This is a genomic window from Pseudomonas japonica, from assembly GCF_900188455.1.
GTDB classification, from domain to species: Bacteria; Pseudomonadota; Gammaproteobacteria; order Pseudomonadales; family Pseudomonadaceae; genus Aquipseudomonas; species Aquipseudomonas japonica.
Window position 1 is genome coordinate 263,255 of record NZ_FZOL01000003.1, and the last position, 16,082, is coordinate 279,336.

The following is a 16,082-nucleotide window of genomic DNA, read 5'->3' on the forward strand; positions in this document are numbered from 1 at the left end:
GCTCCAGCCCTCAGAGGCCTTCGAAGAATTGCTCGACGCGCTGGCGGTCGAGGTCGGCGACGCTGGCGGGATTCCAGCGCGGCTGCTTGTCCTTGTCGATCAGCAGGGCACGCACGCCTTCCATCAGGTCGCCGTGCTCGAACCATTGCCGGTCCAGGTGCAACTCCATTCTGAAGCAGTCCTCCAGCGTCAGCTGACGGCCCCGACGAAGCAGCTCCAGGGTCACCGCCATCGCCAGCGGCGAGCGGCTGTCCATCAGCTCGGCGGTCTTCAGCGCCCACGCGTGGCTGTCGGCCACGGTCACGCTGCGCAGTTGTTCGAGGATGCTGGCGATGTCGCCGAGGGCGAAGAAGTGATCAATGGCCGGGCGCAGTTCGGCCAGCGGCGGATTGACCAGGGTCTGGCTGCCCAGGCGGGCGAGCACGCCCTGCAGGTCCTTGAGCGGATACGCGCTCCAGCTCAGTTGGTCGAGGTCGTGATCCAGCTCGGCCAGCCTGGTGCTGTCCAGGTACCAGTCGGCGAGGCCGCAGTACAGGGCGTCGGCGGCCTGGATCTGCACCCCGGTGACGCCCAGGTAGGTGCCCAGTTCGCCAGGAATGCGCGAGAGGAAGTAGCTGCCGCCGACATCCGGGAAGTAGCCGATGCCGACTTCCGGCATGGCCAGGCGGCTGCGCTCGGTGACCACCCGCAGTTCGGCGCCCTGGGCCAGGCCCATGCCACCGCCGAGGGTGAAGCCGTCCATCAGGGCGACGATCGGTTTGCGGTAGTGATGGATGAACAGGTCGAGGTCGTATTCCTCGACGAAGAAGTCCAGGTGCAGCGTCGCGCCGCTCTTGAAGCTGTCGTACAGCGAGCGGATATCACCGCCGGCGCAGAAGCCCTTGGGGCCTTCGCCGCGCAGGACCACGGCATGGATCGCCGGATCGACGGCCCAGGCTTCGAGCTGCTCGCGCAGGCTGCGCACCATGCCCAGGGTGAGGGCATTGAGGCCGGCGGGGCGGTTGAGAATCAGATGGCCGATATGGTTGCGGACTTCGGCCCGTACCTGAGCGCTGTCCGCTTCTGAAGTAGTAGGTGCTTGAGCTTGTGCGGTCATCGCGGTCTCCCTGCTTTGTTATTGATTTTCCACGTGAATTGTCGCGGTGTGGACGAAGGGTCAAGGATCGCCCGGATCGTAGCAGTGCAAATTTGCCGAATACAATCGATAAAATCGCAGTGGCAATCTGCATTTTTGCATGAGCAACCCCGACCTTCGGTCGTACCTGCGACACTTTAGCCTTGTGACCCGCTCGCACAGGGGATTAGTTCCCCCGACCGTCGCTCCCCGGGCCCCGGCCAAAGCACCGTCGTCTTGCGTCCAATGCAGCGTAGGGCAGGGCGCGCGGGCTTTCGATAATCGCCTCCGACAACCGTCCCCACCGTTCGCGGAGAGCGTCATGCACAAGAATAAGAATGCCAATGCCCGTTTCCTGCCGTTGTTGGCCGGCCTCGCCACTTTCGGGCTCGTCCCGTTGGCCCAGGCGGAAATCATGCTGTACGACAAGGATGAAACGACCTTTTCCACCGACGGCTACATCAACGCCTTCTACGTCAACAGCGACGTCGACCGTGACGGCGAGCAGTACGACCGCCGCCAGTCGCGGGTGAAGATGGGTTTCCTGCCCAACTACCTGGGCTTCAACATGACCAAGCAGATGGCCGACCTCAAGCTCGGCGGCCGTGCTTCGTTCTGGGTGACCATCAACGACAGCGAGCAGAACGGCACCGACACGGCCATCGACGTGCGTCAGTTCTACGGCACCGTGGCCAACCCCGAGTGGGGTGAAGTGCTGATCGGTAAGGATTTCGGCCTGTTCGCCCGCTCCAACATCCTCCTCGACGAACTGCTCGCCGGTTATGGCCAGGTCAGCGATACCCTTGGTCTGGTGGACGGTGGCGGAGTGTCGTTCGGCAACATCGGCAGCGGTTACCCGTACCCGTTCCCGTCCTCGCAGATCACCTACCGTACCCCGGTAATGGAAGGCCTGCGCGTTGCCGTGGGCATCCTCGACCCGGTGGACACCAACGACAACAGCGCGCTGGGCAAGGCCTACCAGAAGAACCCGCGGACCGAGAGCGAGATCACCTACCAGTTCGACCTGGGCGGGGCGAAGATCTACAGCTGGCTCAACGGCAGCTACCAGACCTCTGACAACACCGACCACAACGTCGACAGCGTCACCTCCAAAGGCCTGGGCTATGGCGTGCAGGCCAAGATGGGCGCGTTCTCCCTGACCGGTTCCGGCTTCACCGCCAAGGGCATCAACCCGTTCTTCACCAACAACGCCGGTGAAGCCACCCTGCGCGAAGTGGACAGCAAGGGCTACCTGGTGCAGGGCTCGTACACTCTCGGCAAGAACCGCCTGGCGCTGTCCTACGGCAAGACCAAGGATGACGGCAACGGCGCGGTGAACACCGGTGCCGACTACGAGACCCGCGGCATCGCCCTGTTCCACACGATCAACGACAACCTCAAGCTGGTGGCCGAGTACAACCAGTTCGAAATCAACGGCCATCACGGCGACGCGCAGAACGAAGACACCGACACCCTGGCCCTGGGTGCCGTCCTCACCTGGTGAACCCCACCACCGCGGGGCAGTGGACCTTTTCCGGCAAGGCGCATCCTGCCGGGGAAGGCCTGCTGTCTTGCGGTGGTCTTTCTGCAACGCCGCCCACCTGTAGGAGCGTGGCTTGTCGTGTGACGAACCACCGCGAAGGAGCGCGCAGCGGTCCCAGAATGGTGAATGCAGATGGATCGGGGACCGCGTTGCGCTCCTTCGCGGGCAAGCCACGCTCCTACACCCAATTACCACCCCCACCCACTACCCAAGTAGCATTCGGCCCCATCCCCGCGCCTCATACACTGCCGCCATCCATTCCCCAATACGCTGGAGGCTGCAATGCCGCAGTCCAACGCCGAAGGCGTCCGCAGTGCCGTATCCCGCGCCGTCGTCGCCGAGGAAGCCGCCCAGGACCTGGCCCGGCAACTGATGCACCCGCACCTGGGCTTCGTGCTGTTCTTCTGTTCCGCCGAATACGATCTGCCCGCCCTGGCCCAGGCCCTGCAGGACAGCTTCGGCGGCATCCGCCTGGCCGGCTGCACCAGCGCCGGCGAGATCACTCCGGAAGGCTACGGCCGTGGCTGCATCACCGCGCTGGGTTTCGACCACCGGCAGTTCTCCATCGCCGGCGAGCTGATCGCGCCGATCCACGACTTCAGCCTGATCGATGCCCAGCGCTGCGTCGAACGCCTGATCAACGACTGCCGCGGCAACACCCTGGCGCCGATCAAGGGCCACAGTTTCGCTCTGACCCTGCTCGACGGCCTGTCCAGCCGCGAGGAAATGCTCCTCGCCGCGCTCAACGCCGCCCTCGGCGATATCCCCCATTTCGGCGGCTCGGCCGGTGACGACAACTACCTGCACCACACCCACGTCTACTACGACGGCGCTTTCCACAGCAGTGCCGCGGTGGTGCTGCTGGTCAATACCTGGCTGGATTTCGAGGTGTTCACCACCCACCACATCCAGCCCCGCGCGGAAAAACTCGTGGTGACCCGCGCCGACCGCACCCTGCGCCGGGTCTACGAACTCAACGCCGAGCCGGCCGCCCAGGAGTACGCCAACCTGATCGGCGTGCCGGTGGCCGAGATCGACCAGCGCACCTTCGCCGCCCACCCGCTGGCCGTGCGCATCAACGAGCGCTACTACGTGCGGGCGATCCAGCAGGTCCACGACGATCTCAGCCTGAGCTTCTACTGCGCGGTGGAGAACGGCATCGTCCTCACCGCCATGCACCCGGGGCCCCTGGTGCCGAACCTGAACGCGCTGTTCGACGGGCTGTGCGAGCGCCTCGGCGCGCTGCTCCTGACCATCGGCTGCGACTGCTTCCTGCGCCGCCTGGAACTGGAAGACCGCCCGGAAAAGGGCGAGGTCGAGACGATCCTGCGCCAGCACGCGGTGGTGGGTTTCAACTCCTACGGAGAACAGTTCAATGGCATGCACATCAACCAGACCTTCACCGGCGTTGCCATCGGACGCTCCCGTGCCCGCCGATTCGACTGAAGCGCAGGCGCTGATCGAACGCCTGCGCCATGAGAACCACAAGCTCGGGCGGATCAACGCGGCGTTGATCGAGCGCCTGGAGTCCGGCGCGGCCCGTCCCGATGACTCCTATGCGGCGTTCCAGCATTCGGTGACCCTGGCCGAACAGGTGCGCGAGCGCACCGACGCGCTGAACCAGGCCATGGCCGAGCTGAAGGCCAGCAACCACCTGCTCAGCGACGCCCGGCTGCGCGCGGAAACCGCCCACCAGTACCTGGTGGACGCCATCGAGAGCATTTCCGACGCCTTCGTGCTGTTCGACCCGGACCTGCGCATCGTTCTGTTCAACCAGCGCTTCAAGGCGCTGTGGGCCAACAGCCGGATCCGCATCATCAGCGGCATGCACCTTTCGGAAGTGCGCCGGCTGATGCTGCGCACCGGTCTGTTCACCGAAGAACCGCGCAATATCAACGACGAGAACCTGCTCTATCGCCTGCGCGACGGGCGCTGGCTGCAGGTCAGCGAACGCCCGACCCAGGGCGGCGGCCGGGTGGTGCTGCTGACCGACATCACCGAGGTCAAGCACAGCGAGACCCAGCGCCGCGAGCAGGCGGTGGCGCAGAAGTCGCACCTGCTGCAGCGGGCGGTGGACAACCTGTCCCAGGGTGTGGCCATGGTCAATGCCGACGGCGTGCTGGAACTGTGGAACCGGCGCTTTCTCGAACTCAGCGGCCTGGCGCCGATCGCCGCGCACCGCCAGTTCGCCGATGTGATCGGCGACAGCGAGCTGTCCCTGCTGACCCCGGACACCCGCGATGGCAATGGCCGGCCCCTGCAGGAGCTGGAGCAGCGCCTGTATGACGGACGCATGCTGGAGATCCGCACCCATCCGCTGCCCACCGGCGGTTTCGTCAATACCTTCACCGATATCACCGAACGCTATCAGCACGCCGAGGCCCTGAGTGAAAGCGAGCGCTGGATTCGCCTGATCACCGACCAGGTGCCAGCGCTGATCGCCTACCTGAATGCCGACCTGGTCTACGAGTTCACCAACAAGGTCTACGAACAGTGGTACTGCTGGCCGCACGAGGCCATGCTCGGCCAGCGCCTGCGCGACGTGCACAGCGCCGAGCATTACCGGCGCCTGGAAACCTATATCGCCCAGGCCCTGGCCGGGGAGAACGTGACCTTCGAATTCGCCGAGACCAACGCCCATGGCCAGGAGCGCTACATGCTGCGTTCCTACGTGCCGAATCGCCTGCCCAGCGGCGAGGTGGTCGGGATCTTCGTGCTGATCCGCGATATCACCGAGCGCCGGCGCACCGCCGAGGCGCTGCATCAGGCCTACCAGCACCTGGAACTGCGGGTGCGCGAACGCACCACCGAACTGACCCAGCTCAACCAGCAGCTGCTGCGCGAGATCGAGGAGCGGCGGCGGGTCGAGTCGCGGCTGCGCGATGCCAAGCAGGAAGCCGAACAGGCCAACCTGTCGAAGACCAAGTTCCTCGCCGCGGTCAGCCACGACCTGCTGCAGCCGCTGAACGCCGCACGCCTGTTCACCAGCGCCCTGCAGGAACAGAACGACAGCCCGACGCTGGTGCGCAACGTCAGCAACGCCCTCGACGACGTGGAGAGCCTGTTGGGTACCCTGGTCGATATCTCCAAGCTGGATGCCGGGGTGATCAAGGCCGATGTCGCCACCTTCGCGGTGGCCGACCTGCTCGACAACCTTGCCGCCGAATACGCCGCCACCGCCGCCAGCGAGGGCCTGCGCCTGAGCTACGTGCCCAGTCGGCTGCGGGTGCGCAGCGATATCCAGCTGTTGGCGCGGATCCTGCGCAACCTGCTCAGCAACGCCATTCGCTATACCCCCCAGGGCCGCCTGTTGCTGGGCTGCCGGCGGCGCGGCGCACGGGTGTGGATCGAGGTCTGGGACACCGGCATCGGTATCCCCGCTGACAAGCGCGAGGAAATCTTCCAGGAGTTCAAGCGCGGCGATTCGCAGCGTCCCGACCAGGACCGCGGACTGGGCCTGGGCCTGGCCATCGTCGAGAAGATCGCCGGGATCCTCGGCCACCGCATCCAGTTGCGTTCGACGCCGGGCAAGGGTTCGGTGTTCGCCATCGAGGTACCGCTGAGCCGTCAGGCCTCGCGGCCACAGGCATCGCTGCCGGAGCCGATGGCCCTGGTCGAGCGCCTGGAGGGCGCGCGGATCTGGGTGCTGGACAACGACGCGGCGATCTGCGCCGGCATGCGCACCCTGCTGGAACAGTGGGGCTGTCGGGTCAGTACGGCATTGAACGAAGAAGACCTGGCCGGGCAGTTGCCGACGGACGAGGCGGGATTGCTGATCGTCGACTACCACCTCGACCACGATCGCAATGGCCTGGAAGCGGTGGCGGCGATCAATGCGCGGCGACTTTCACCCCTGCCGGCCTTGATGATCACCGCCAACTACAGCAACGAACTGAAGCAGCAGGTGCGTGAACTGGGCCATACCCTGATGCACAAGCCGGTGCGGCCGATGAAGCTCAAGGCCGCGATCAGCCACCTGCTGAAAAGCGAACTCAGCGCGGCAGGCGCCCGCTGACGAAGTGCGCGACATCGTTGAAGCCGTGGGTCGAGGCATGGCCCGGGGTGACCAGCGAATCGATGAAGGCTTCGTCCTCGGCGCTGATCTTCACCTCCAGCGCGCCGCCGTAGGTGTCCCACTGCGCCTCGGTGCGCGGGCCGACGATGGCCGAGCTGACCAGTTGGTGGTGAGCACCCAGGCGATGGCGAATTCGACCATGCCGACACCCTTGGCCTCGGTCCAGGCGTGGATCTTCTGGGCGATGGCCAGGGACTCGGCGCGCCATTCCACTTCGAGGATGCGCTTGTCCTGGCGCGCGGCGCGGCTGCCGGCCTCGGGTTCGGCGTTGGGCGCGTACTTGCCGCTGAGCACGCCGCGGGCCAGCGGGCTGAACGGCACCACGCCGAGGCCGTGAGCGGCGGCGGCGGTCAATTGCTCGGTCTCGACCTGGCGGTTGACGATGTTGTACAGCGGCTGGCTGACCACCGGCTTGGGGATGCCCAGGCGTTCGGCCAGGTTGCAGATCTCGGCGATGCGCCAGCCGCGGAAGTTGGACACGCCCCAATGGCGGATCTTGCCCTGGCGCAGCAGCTCGCCGATCGCCGAGACGGTGATGTCCAGCGGCGTGGCGTGGTCTTCGCGGTGCAGGTAATAGATGTCGATGTAGTCGGTACCGAGGCGGGTCAGGCTGGCCTCGATGGCGTTGAAGATATGCTTGCGCGACAGCCCGCTGCGGTTCGGCACACCGTCCACCGGGCCGTAGCCGACCTTGCTGGCGAGAATCCAGTCGTGGCGGTGGGGGGCGATGCCTTCGCCGACGATCTCTTCCGAGCGGCCGGCGTTGTAGACGTCCGCCGTATCGATGAAGTTGATGCCCTGGTCCCAGGCCTTGTCGATGATGCGCAGCGAGTCTTCGGTGCTGGTCTGTTCGCCGAACATCATGCTGCCCAGGGTCAGGGCGGACACTTGCAGGCCACTGCGGCCCAGAGGACGGTAGATCATGAGCGGAAGTCCCTTCGCGATAGGTGAAGGGACTCTTGTACAGGGGGAAAAGGGGACAACGCAATCATTGCGACACGCTGCGCGCGGTGTTCTCTCGTACTGCGACACGCTGCGCGCGGCGTGCTCTCGTGCCGCCCCCCCCCCGCGTAGGAGCGCGGCTTGCCCGCGAAAGGATCGCGCAGCGGTCCCGGATCGGCAGCGACTCCGTCTGGCCTGCTTCGCAGGCCTTCGCGGGCAAGCCACGCTCCTACGAGAGCAAGTCGCGCGTAGCATGTCGCGGTACGAGAGCAAGTCGCGCGCAGCGTGTCGTGGTACGAGAGCACGCCGCGTGCAGCGTGGGGCCAGGTCAGGCGCTGGCGGTCAGTCCGCGTGCCTGCCGGGAAACCCGCAACGCCACCACACTGCCCACCACGATCAACCCCGCCAGCGAATACAGCGCCGCATCGGTCGACCCGGTCTGGTCCTTGATGAAGCCCACCAGGTACGGGCTGAGGAAACCGGCCATCTGCCCGACCGAGTTGATGATCGCCAGGCCGGCCACGGCGGTGCCGGCGCTGAGCAGGGCAGTGGGCATCGGCCAGAACATCGGCAGGCCGGTGAGGGCACCCATGGTGGCGATGCTCAGGCCGAGGATGGCGATCACCGGGCTGTGGGCGAAGTTCACCGCGATCAGCAGACCGATCGCCCCCATCAGCATCGGCACCACGAGGTGCCAGCGGCGCTCGTTGCACAGGTCCGCGGAACGTCCCACCAGCAGCATGAATACACCAGCCAGCAGATAGGGAATGGCGCTCAGCCAGCCGATCAGCAGGGCATCGCTGAAACCGAGGTTCTTGATGATCGACGGCAGCCAGAAGTTGATCGCGTAGACCCCGCTCTGGATGCAGAAGTAGACGAAACCGAAGGTCCAGATCAGCGGGTTGCGCAGCACCGAGAGCAGGCCGTCGCTGACCGTCGCCGGCTTGCTCGCCGCGTCGGCGCGCAGGTCGCTGGCGATCGCTTCGCGCTGCGCCGCGTTCAGCCAGGCCGCCTTGGCGTAGCCGTCGCTGAGCAGGAACACCGCCATGCAGCCCAGTACCACGGTGGGCAGGCCCTGGATCAGGAACATCCACTGCCAGCCGGCGAGACCGCCCTGGCCGGCGGCGAAGTGGTTGAGGATCCAGCCGGAGAACGGCCCGCCGAGCAGGCCGGAAACCGGGATCGCCGACATGAACAGGGCCATGATCCGTCCACGGCGGTTGGCCGGGAACCACTGCGAGAGGTACAGCACGATGCCGGGGAAGAAACCGGCCTCGGCGGCACCGGTGAACAGGCGCAGCACGTAGAACTGGGTCGGCGTGGTGACGAACAGCAGGCAGGTCGACAGCGTGCCCCAGGTGATCATCATCACTGCGATCCAGCGCCGCGGCCCGAAGCGGTTCAGCGCCAGGTTGCTGGGCAGGCCGCAGAGCACGTAGCCGATGAAGAAGATCCCGGCGCCGAGTCCGTAGATGGTTTCGCTGAAGTTCAGGGCGTCGAGCATCTGCAACTTGGCGAAGCCGACGTTGACCCGATCGAGGTAGTTGAACAGATAGCAGACGAAAATGAACGGAATCAGCCGCAGAGTGATGCGCCGGTACAGCGCATCGCGGTCGATGCCGTGGCCTTGGTCAGGGGCAGGGCTGGATGACATGATTCTCTCTCTGTTGTTATGGTTGTGCGGCATCCCGCGTCGAGGCGGGCGCTGGTGAAAAGTCTCGGCGAGCAGGCGATGCCTGTCTTTGTGCCGTTGCACGGCATTTTCGTCGTGCGTTTGTGCTGCCGCCCAACCCCTGGGCCTTCAAGGAAACCCCATGTTCGAGCTGGATCATGACCTGGCGCAGGATATCGTCGACCGGGCGATGGCCATTCTGCCCTACAACGTCAACGTCATGGACAGCCAGGGCCTGATCCTCGGCAGCGGCGAGACGCAGCGCATCAATACCCGCCACGAGGGCGCGCAGTTGGTGCTGGCCAACGAGCGCATCGTCGAGATCGACGAGGAGGCTGCGAAATGCCTCAAGGGCGTGCAGCCCGGGGTCAATCTGCCGCTGCTGCTGGACGGCCGGCTGATCGGCGTGCTCGGCATCACCGGCGATCCCGGGCAGTTGCGGACCTACGCCGAACTGGTGCGGATGACCGCGGAAATGCTCCTGGCCCAGCGTCACCTGCAGGTCGAGCAGCAGTGGCGGCGGCAACGCTGCGACGACCTGCTGGCCTTGCTCCTGGGCGGCAGCGGCGATGCCCCGCGGCTGGTGGACGAAGCCCGGCAACTGGGGCTCAAGCCGCAACTGGCGCGGGTGCCGTGCCTGTTCGAACTGGACGAGGGGCAGGGGGCCGAGGCCCTCTCGGTATGGCTGATGCAGCGCTATCCGGACAGCTGGTGCGTCAGCCCGGCGCGTCAGTCGCTGCTCTGGTGCCGCCCGAGCAGCCTGGCCCTGGACGAAGCCAGGCTGCTGGACAAGCTGGAGACCCAGGGCTGGCGGGTCCAGCGCCTGGCGCTGGGTGGCACGGCCGAGGGCGTGGACAAGCTGCGCCGCGGCTATCGGCGGGTGCGCGACCTGCTGGCCTATGGTCGCGAAGTGCTGCCCGAGCAGCGTCTGCTGACCCTGGCCCGCTACCGCTTGCCGGCGTTGCTCTGGCGGCACCGCCAGGACGATGCGCTGGACGAGTTGCTGGAACCCTTGCAGCGGATCCGCGCCAAGGATGTCAGCGGTCAGTTGCTCGCGACCCTGCGCGCCTGGTGCAGTCACGACGGGCAGAGCCAGGCCTGTGCCGAGGCGCTGGGGATCCATCGCAACAGCCTGCGCTATCGCCTGGAGCGGATCGGCGAGCTCAGCGGGGTCGACCCGCTGCGCCTGGAAGGCATGCTGAGCCTGTACCTGGGCTTGCAACTGCTACCGGCGGAGCCGGCCGGGAACGCTCGCGCCTGAGCGCTGGCAAGCCGCCTCGGGCAACGTTCCCCACCCGCGCCGGGTGATCACTTCTCGACCAGCGCGCGCAATGCCGTCTTCGCTTCCGGGGTCCGCAGGCACTCGATGAAGCGGCGGCTTTCCTCCTCGACCACATTCGCCAGGGCCTCGCGATCAGGCGCCTTGAGCAGTTGCTTGCTGATCCGCAGTGCTTCCCGCGGCATGCGCTGCAGGCGCCTGGCCAGGTCATGCGCGGCGTTCAGGCACGCCTCGCCATCCTCGTGCAGTTCGTTGGCCAGCCCCCATTGCACGGCCTGTTCGCCGCTCAGGGCGTCGTTGGCCAGCAGCAGGCGAGCGGCCCGCACATGCCCGAGCAGGCGCGGCAACAACAGGCTGGAGCCGAACTCGGGGCACAGCCCCAGCGGCACGAACGGCATCCTCAGCTTGGCACCGCGCGAGACCAGGACCTGGTCGCAGTGCAGCAGCAAGGTGGTGCCGATGCCGATCGCCGGGCCGTTGACCGCCGCGATCAGCGGCTTCTCCAGTCCCAGCACCACGCGCATCATGCGGAACACCGGGTGGTCGCGATCCTCTGGCGGATGTTCGAGGAAGTCATGCAGATCATTGCCGGCGCTGAAGCAGGCGGGGCCGCCGCTGAGCAGGATCACCTCGACCCGTGGATCCTGGTCCGCCGCCGTCAGGGCCTCGCCCAGTTGGCGGTACATGGCGCTGTTGAGGGCATTGAGTTTGTCGGGGCGGTTGAAGGTCAGGGTCAGCAGGCCCTGGTCCAGGGTGTGCAGAATCAGGTCGTTCATGGCAACTGCTTCTTGTCGTTGTCGGGAGGGCAATGCGCCGACGGTTTATCACGGGGGTCGCCTTGCTGTACAGTCGTTCAGTCCAACATAACAACGAGAAATGCCGATGAATCAGGAAGCCCGCTATCAACGCATGCTGCCGCAAGATCGCAAGGCCAACCTGGTCGAGGCGACCCTGGCCTGTCTCAAGCGCCATGGCTTCCAGGGGGCATCGATCCGCAAGATCTCCGCGGAGGCCGGGGTCTCGGTCGGGCTGATCAGCCATCACTACTCGGGCAAGGACGAACTGGTGGCCGAGGCCTACCTGGCGGTGACCGGACGGGTCATGAGTCTGCTGCGCGAGGCCATGGACCAGGCCGCGCCGAATGCCCGCGAGCGTTTGTCGGCATTCTTCCGGGCCTCGTTCTGCGAGGACCTGCTCGACCCGCAGCTGCTTGACGCCTGGCTGGCGTTCTGGGGCGCGGTGAAGACCGCCGAGGCGATCAATCAGGTCCACGATCATTCCTATGGCGAATACCGCAACACCCTGAGCCGCGTCCTCGGCCAACTGGCCAGCGAAGAAGGCTGGGAGGACTTCGACGCCGATCTCGCGGCCATCAGCCTGAGCGCCTTGCTCGACGGCCTGTGGCTGGAGTCGGGGCTCAATCCCGGAACCTTCACCCGCGAACAGGGCGTGCAGATCTGCGAGGCCTGGGTCGATGGCCTGCAGGCCGGGGGACGGCAGCGTTTCCGCCGCGTCGAGGGCTGTTGATCGTTCGTTCAGTAGCGAGTACGCTGCCTGCGCGTGTCAATGTCCAACAGCCATAACAAGAGACAACCGCAATGACGCCTCGGGTTCTGATCGTCGATGACGATCCGCTGATTCGCGACCTGCTGCACGCCTACCTGTCCCAGGAAGGCTACGACGTTCACTGTGCCGATACCGCCGAGGGCGCCGAAGCCTTCCTCGCCCGGCATGCGGTCGACCTGGTGCTGCTGGACATCCGCCTGCCGGGCAAGGACGGCCTGACCCTGACCCGTGAACTGCGGGTGCGCTCGGAAGTCGGCATCATTCTGATCACCGGGCGCAACGACGATATCGATCGCATCGTCGGCCTCGAATGCGGCGCCGACGACTATGTGATCAAGCCCCTCAATCCCCGCGAGCTGGTCTCCCGCGCCAAGAACCTGGTGCGTCGCGTGCGCTGTGCCCAGGCCGCGCAGCCAGCGGTGGGCCACACGCTGAAGCAGTTCGCCGACTGGGCCCTGGACAGCGATCGGCGCCGCCTGATCGATCCCGCCGGCGGCGAAACCCTGCTGACCCACGGCGAGTTCCAGTTGCTCAGCGTGTTCCTGCGCAACAGCGGCCATACCCTGACCCGCGACCAGCTGATGGACCAGATCCGCAACCGCGAGTGGGTGCCCAACGACCGCTCCATCGACGTGCTGGTCGGCCGTCTGCGGCGCAAGCTGCACGACGATCCGGCGGAGCCGCAACTGATCATCACCATCCACGGCACCGGCTACCTGTTCACCGCCAGCGTGGCGGCCTGAGCGCCATGCGCTGGCTGCTGGCGGTGCTGGCGCTGCTCTGCGGCCTGCCGCTGATGGCCGCCGAGCGCGTGCGCTACTGCGACTACCCGGTGTATCCGCCGGTGTCCTGGAGCGACGGCCGCCAGGTCCGTGGCCTGGCGCCGACGGTGGTGCGCGAGCTGTTCGCGCGCATGGGCCTGGAGGTGGAGATCGTCGTCCTCGGCAACTGGAAGCGCTGTCTGCTGGATGCCGCGCAGGGGCGGGTGGACGTGGTGCTGGCCTACGACAGCGATCAGCGCGACCTCGGCATGCGCTTCTCGAAGGAACCGGTGATGCGCGAGGAAGTCGCGCTGTTCGTCAATCGCCAGCGCCCGGTGCACTTCGCGCGCCTCGACGACCTGGCCGGCTACCGCGGCGGCCTGCTGTTCGGCGAAAGCTACGGGCAGGACTTCGACCGCTTCGTCGCCCGTCACCAGAACATCGAATGGGTGTCTTCCAGCCGGCAGAACTTCGGCAAGTTGATTCGCGGGCGGATCGACTTCGTGGTCCAGGAGCGGCGCACCGGCGAGCTGTTCGTCGAGAACCTGCCCGGCGCCGGCGATATCGTCGCGCTGCCCCGGGCGCTGAGCGTCGATTACCTGCGGGTCGCGGTGTCGAAGCGCTCGCCGCTGAGCGCGCGCATGGCGCAGATCGACGAGCAGCTCAGGCGCATGGCCGCCGCCGGAGAAATCGAGCGCTGGCTGGAGCAGAGCGAAGTGACCTACCGCGACATGATCCGCCTGCCGGTGGACGCGCCATGATCCGCTGGCGCGTCGACGGCCTGCTGCGCCGGCTGCTGCTGTACATCCTCCTGTTCAGCCTGTGCTTCACCGTGCTGGCGAGTTCCGTGCAGCTGTATTTCGAGTACCGCCGGGAGATGCGCGATATCGAGTCGCGCATGGCGCTGATCCGCGTCGGCTACCTGGCCAGCCTGGAGCGCAGCCTGTGGGATCTGGACGAAGCGCAACTGAATACCCAGTTGCGCGGGCTGGTGGACTTTTCCGATGTCGCCCGGGTGCGCCTGAGCAGCGACGATTTCAATCTGCTGCGCGGCGAGGCCGAGCCGAGGGGGCCGCTGCGGATCGAGCGCTTCGCCCTGGATTACCAGCCGCCGTCGGGGCCGCCGCGGCACCTGGGCGAACTGGAAGTGAGCATCGACCTCGGCGCCGTGCATCGCCGCCTGTTCGCCACCGGGCTGACCAGTCTGCTGTGGATGGGCGTGTTTCTCTGCGGCCTGGCGGTGGTCCTGTCGGGGCTGTTCTATCGTCTGGTGACCCGCCATCTGCGGGTCCTGGCCGAATTCGCCCGGCGGGTCGGCGGCGGCGCATGGCAGGAGCCGTTGCGCCTGGATCGCCGGCCTGCCGCCAACGGCGACGAGATCGACACGGTGGCCCATGCCCTGGACGATATGCGCCGGGCGATCCTGCGCGATATCGAACGCCGCGAGCTGGACCGCCTGGCCCTGCAGGACAAGCGCGACGAACTGCAGGCCATGGTCGAGCGGCGCACCGCCAGCCTGGCCCGGGCCAAGGACGAGGCGGAAGCGGCCAACCTGGCCAAGTCGCGCTTTCTCGCGACCATGAGCCACGAACTGCGCACCCCGCTCAACGGCATCCTTGGCATGGCCGAATTGCTCCATGACGCCGGGCTCGGTGGCCGCGACCAGCAACGCCTGGACGCCTTGCACAAGGCTGGCGAGGGTTTGCTGGCGATTCTCGACGAGGTGCTGTATTTCGCCCGGCTGGAGGAGGGCGAAAGCCATCCCGAGCCGATTGATTTCTCCCTGCGCCGCCTGTGCGCGGAGGTCATCACCCTGCTGGAGCCGCTCGCGGCCAGCAATCACGACCGCCTGGTCTGTCATCTCGACCCGCGCCTGGCCGAATGGCAGCGGGGCGCCGGGCAGTATCTGCGCCAGGTCCTGAGCAACCTGCTGGCCAATGCGATCAAGTTCACCGAGCACGGCGAGGTTACCCTGGAGGTCCTGGTCCTGGCCGAGCTGCCCGGCGGCCAGCGCTTGCGGGTAACGGTCAGCGACGACGGGATCGGCATTGCCCCGGAGGTGCAGGCGAAGATCTTCGAGCGCTTCACCCAGGCCAGTGAGGCGGTGGCGCGGCGCTATGGCGGCACCGGCCTGGGCTTGGCGATCTGCAAGCATCTGGTGGAACGGCTGGGCGGGCGGATCGGCGTCGACAGCGTCGAGGGGCAGGGCAGTTGCTTCTGGTTCGAGCTGGAACTGCGCGATGGCGCGACGAGCACCACGCTGCCCCTGCCTGCGCCCTCGGCGAGCCTGGACATCCTGGTGCTCGAGGACATGGCGCTCAATCGCGAGGTGGCCGCCGGCCTGCTGCAGCGCGACGGCCATCAGGTGCGTTTCGCCGAGGATGCCGGACAGGCCATGGCGATCTGCGCCCGACGGTGCTTCGACCTGATCCTGCTCGATGTGCATCTGCCGGGCATGAGCGGGGTCGAACTGTGTCGCTGGATTCGCGCCACGCCGGGGCCCAACCGCGAGGTGCGCATCCTGGCGCTGACCGCCGGCGTGCAGCCGGCCCAGGTGCCGGGCTACCTGGCCGCGGGGATGCAGGGCGTGCTGGCCAAGCCGCTGCGCCTGGAGGCGTTGCGCCAGGCCCTGGCGCAAACGCCGTTCGAGCAGCGGGAAACCACCGCGGAAATGGACTGGGCACTGCTGCAGACCCACCGCACCTTGCTTGGCGAGCGGAAAGTCCAGGGTTTGCTGGCGGTGCTGGGCCAGTCGCTGGAGCAGCACTACCCGATCCTCAGCGAAGCCCTGCAGGCCGGCGACCATGGGGAAATCGCCCATCAGGCCCATCGTCTCGCGGGCAGCAGCGATTCCCTGGGTTTTCGCGGCCTGGCCGCGGTGCTCGGTGCGCTGGAAAACGCCGCGCGGGCGCATGACCAGGACGCCCTGCAGCGCTTGCGCGAGCCGCTGCGGGCCCAGGTCGAGCAGGCGCGCGACACCCTGCAGGGCCTGATCCAGCGCTGACGTACAGAAACGTTACGACTTTTTACATCTTCGATCCTGGCGGACAACGGCACCTTACATCCCTTTCCAATAATCGACGGCAACCGTGCTGGACGCGGTCCGTCAGGCTTATTGGAGATAACAATA

General features: G+C 66.5%; 11 protein-coding genes and 1 pseudogene. 8 read left to right on the plus strand and 4 right to left on the minus strand.

Features of this window, described 5'->3' with window-relative positions; all coding sequences use genetic code 11:
- Window positions 1-10: 10 nt before the first annotated feature.
- A complete protein-coding gene (locus CHB99_RS06005) occupies window positions 11-1,096 on the minus strand; it encodes an enoyl-CoA hydratase/isomerase family protein (protein ID WP_042127018.1) in 1,086 nt (361 codons plus the stop codon).
- Between the two features lie 340 nt (window positions 1,097-1,436).
- On the opposite strand from CHB99_RS06005, the gene CHB99_RS06010 reads away from it, so the two are divergent.
- The 3 genes from CHB99_RS06010 to nahK all read left to right on the plus strand — a co-directional run bounded on the left by CHB99_RS06010 (window position 1,437) and on the right by nahK (window position 6,672).
- Window positions 1,437-2,618 carry a porin gene (locus tag CHB99_RS06010; RefSeq protein WP_042127016.1) on the plus strand — a complete coding sequence of 394 codons (1,182 nt, stop codon included), beginning with the start codon at window positions 1,437-1,439 and terminating at the stop codon, window positions 2,616-2,618.
- Window positions 2,619-2,939: 321 nt separating this feature from the next.
- Window positions 2,940-4,103 (plus strand): nitric oxide-sensing protein NosP, encoded by a 1,164-nt coding sequence (gene nosP, locus CHB99_RS06015; protein WP_042127013.1) that lies wholly within the window; start codon window positions 2,940-2,942, stop codon window positions 4,101-4,103.
- Entirely contained in the window at window positions 4,033-6,672 is a 2,640-nt protein-coding gene (nahK, locus tag CHB99_RS06020) for a hybrid sensor histidine kinase/response regulator NahK/ErcS' (protein ID WP_042127011.1), read from the plus strand. Before nosP ends, nahK begins: the two co-directional genes overlap by 71 nt.
- Here the strand turns inward: nahK and CHB99_RS06025 are convergent.
- Both CHB99_RS06025 and CHB99_RS06030 read right to left on the minus strand, forming a co-directional pair.
- Window positions 6,650-7,656: pseudogene (locus tag CHB99_RS06025) on the minus strand (aldo/keto reductase). The gene nahK and the pseudogene CHB99_RS06025 sit on opposite strands and share 23 nt — an antisense overlap.
- Before the next feature lie 346 nt (window positions 7,657-8,002).
- A complete protein-coding gene (locus CHB99_RS06030) occupies window positions 8,003-9,328 on the minus strand; it encodes an MFS transporter (protein ID WP_042127009.1) in 1,326 nt (441 codons plus the stop codon).
- Between the two features lie 160 nt (window positions 9,329-9,488).
- On the opposite strand from CHB99_RS06030, the gene CHB99_RS06035 reads away from it, so the two are divergent.
- Window positions 9,489-10,607: a sugar diacid recognition domain-containing protein gene (locus tag CHB99_RS06035; protein WP_042127007.1), complete on the plus strand. Its 1,119-nt coding sequence runs from the start codon at window positions 9,489-9,491 to the stop codon at window positions 10,605-10,607.
- 47 nt (window positions 10,608-10,654) lie between these two features.
- Here CHB99_RS06035 and CHB99_RS06040 read toward each other — a convergent pair whose 3' ends face one another.
- A complete protein-coding gene (locus CHB99_RS06040) occupies window positions 10,655-11,401 on the minus strand; it encodes an enoyl-CoA hydratase (protein WP_042127005.1) in 747 nt (248 codons plus the stop codon).
- 106 nt (window positions 11,402-11,507) lie between these two features.
- Between CHB99_RS06040 and CHB99_RS06045 the strand changes: the two genes are divergently transcribed.
- From CHB99_RS06045 to CHB99_RS06060, 4 genes are all read left to right on the plus strand, one after another.
- Complete coding sequence (locus tag CHB99_RS06045; protein WP_042127003.1) at window positions 11,508-12,152, plus strand: TetR family transcriptional regulator C-terminal domain-containing protein; 645 nt, start codon at window positions 11,508-11,510, stop codon at window positions 12,150-12,152.
- Between the two features lie 71 nt (window positions 12,153-12,223).
- Complete coding sequence (locus CHB99_RS06050; RefSeq protein ID WP_042127001.1) at window positions 12,224-12,934, plus strand: response regulator; 711 nt, start codon at window positions 12,224-12,226, stop codon at window positions 12,932-12,934.
- Window positions 12,935-12,939: 5 nt separating this feature from the next.
- Window positions 12,940-13,713, plus strand: coding sequence for a substrate-binding periplasmic protein (locus CHB99_RS06055; RefSeq protein WP_042127000.1), 774 nt, complete (start codon window positions 12,940-12,942; stop codon window positions 13,711-13,713).
- Window positions 13,710-15,956, plus strand: a complete 2,247-nt coding sequence (locus CHB99_RS06060; RefSeq protein WP_042126998.1) for a hybrid sensor histidine kinase/response regulator — start codon at window positions 13,710-13,712, stop codon at window positions 15,954-15,956. The genes CHB99_RS06055 and CHB99_RS06060 overlap by 4 nt, the downstream gene beginning before the upstream one ends.
- Window positions 15,957-16,082: the final 126 nt, after the last annotated feature.

What these genes read in the sequence shown, in the direction of transcription:
- CHB99_RS06045 (WP_042127003.1), top strand. Translation starts at nt 11,508, where the DNA reads ATGAATCAGGAAGCCCGCTATCAACGCATGCTGCCGCAAGATCGCAAG.
- CHB99_RS06035 (WP_042127007.1), top strand. Translation starts at nt 9,489, where the DNA reads ATGTTCGAGCTGGATCATGACCTGGCGCAGGATATCGTCGACCGGGCG.
- CHB99_RS06055 (WP_042127000.1), top strand. Translation starts at nt 12,940, where the DNA reads ATGCGCTGGCTGCTGGCGGTGCTGGCGCTGCTCTGCGGCCTGCCGCTG.
- CHB99_RS06060 (WP_042126998.1), top strand. Translation starts at nt 13,710, where the DNA reads ATGATCCGCTGGCGCGTCGACGGCCTGCTGCGCCGGCTGCTGCTGTAC.
- CHB99_RS06030 (WP_042127009.1), bottom strand. Translation starts at nt 9,328, where the DNA reads ATGTCATCCAGCCCTGCCCCTGACCAAGGCCACGGCATCGACCGCGAT.
- CHB99_RS06050 (WP_042127001.1), top strand. Translation starts at nt 12,224, where the DNA reads ATGACGCCTCGGGTTCTGATCGTCGATGACGATCCGCTGATTCGCGAC.
- nahK (WP_042127011.1), top strand. Translation starts at nt 4,033, where the DNA reads ATGGCATGCACATCAACCAGACCTTCACCGGCGTTGCCATCGGACGCT.
- CHB99_RS06040 (WP_042127005.1), bottom strand. Translation starts at nt 11,401, where the DNA reads ATGAACGACCTGATTCTGCACACCCTGGACCAGGGCCTGCTGACCCTG.
- CHB99_RS06010 (WP_042127016.1), top strand. Translation starts at nt 1,437, where the DNA reads ATGCACAAGAATAAGAATGCCAATGCCCGTTTCCTGCCGTTGTTGGCC.
- nosP (WP_042127013.1), top strand. Translation starts at nt 2,940, where the DNA reads ATGCCGCAGTCCAACGCCGAAGGCGTCCGCAGTGCCGTATCCCGCGCC.
- CHB99_RS06005 (WP_042127018.1), bottom strand. Translation starts at nt 1,096, where the DNA reads ATGACCGCACAAGCTCAAGCACCTACTACTTCAGAAGCGGACAGCGCT.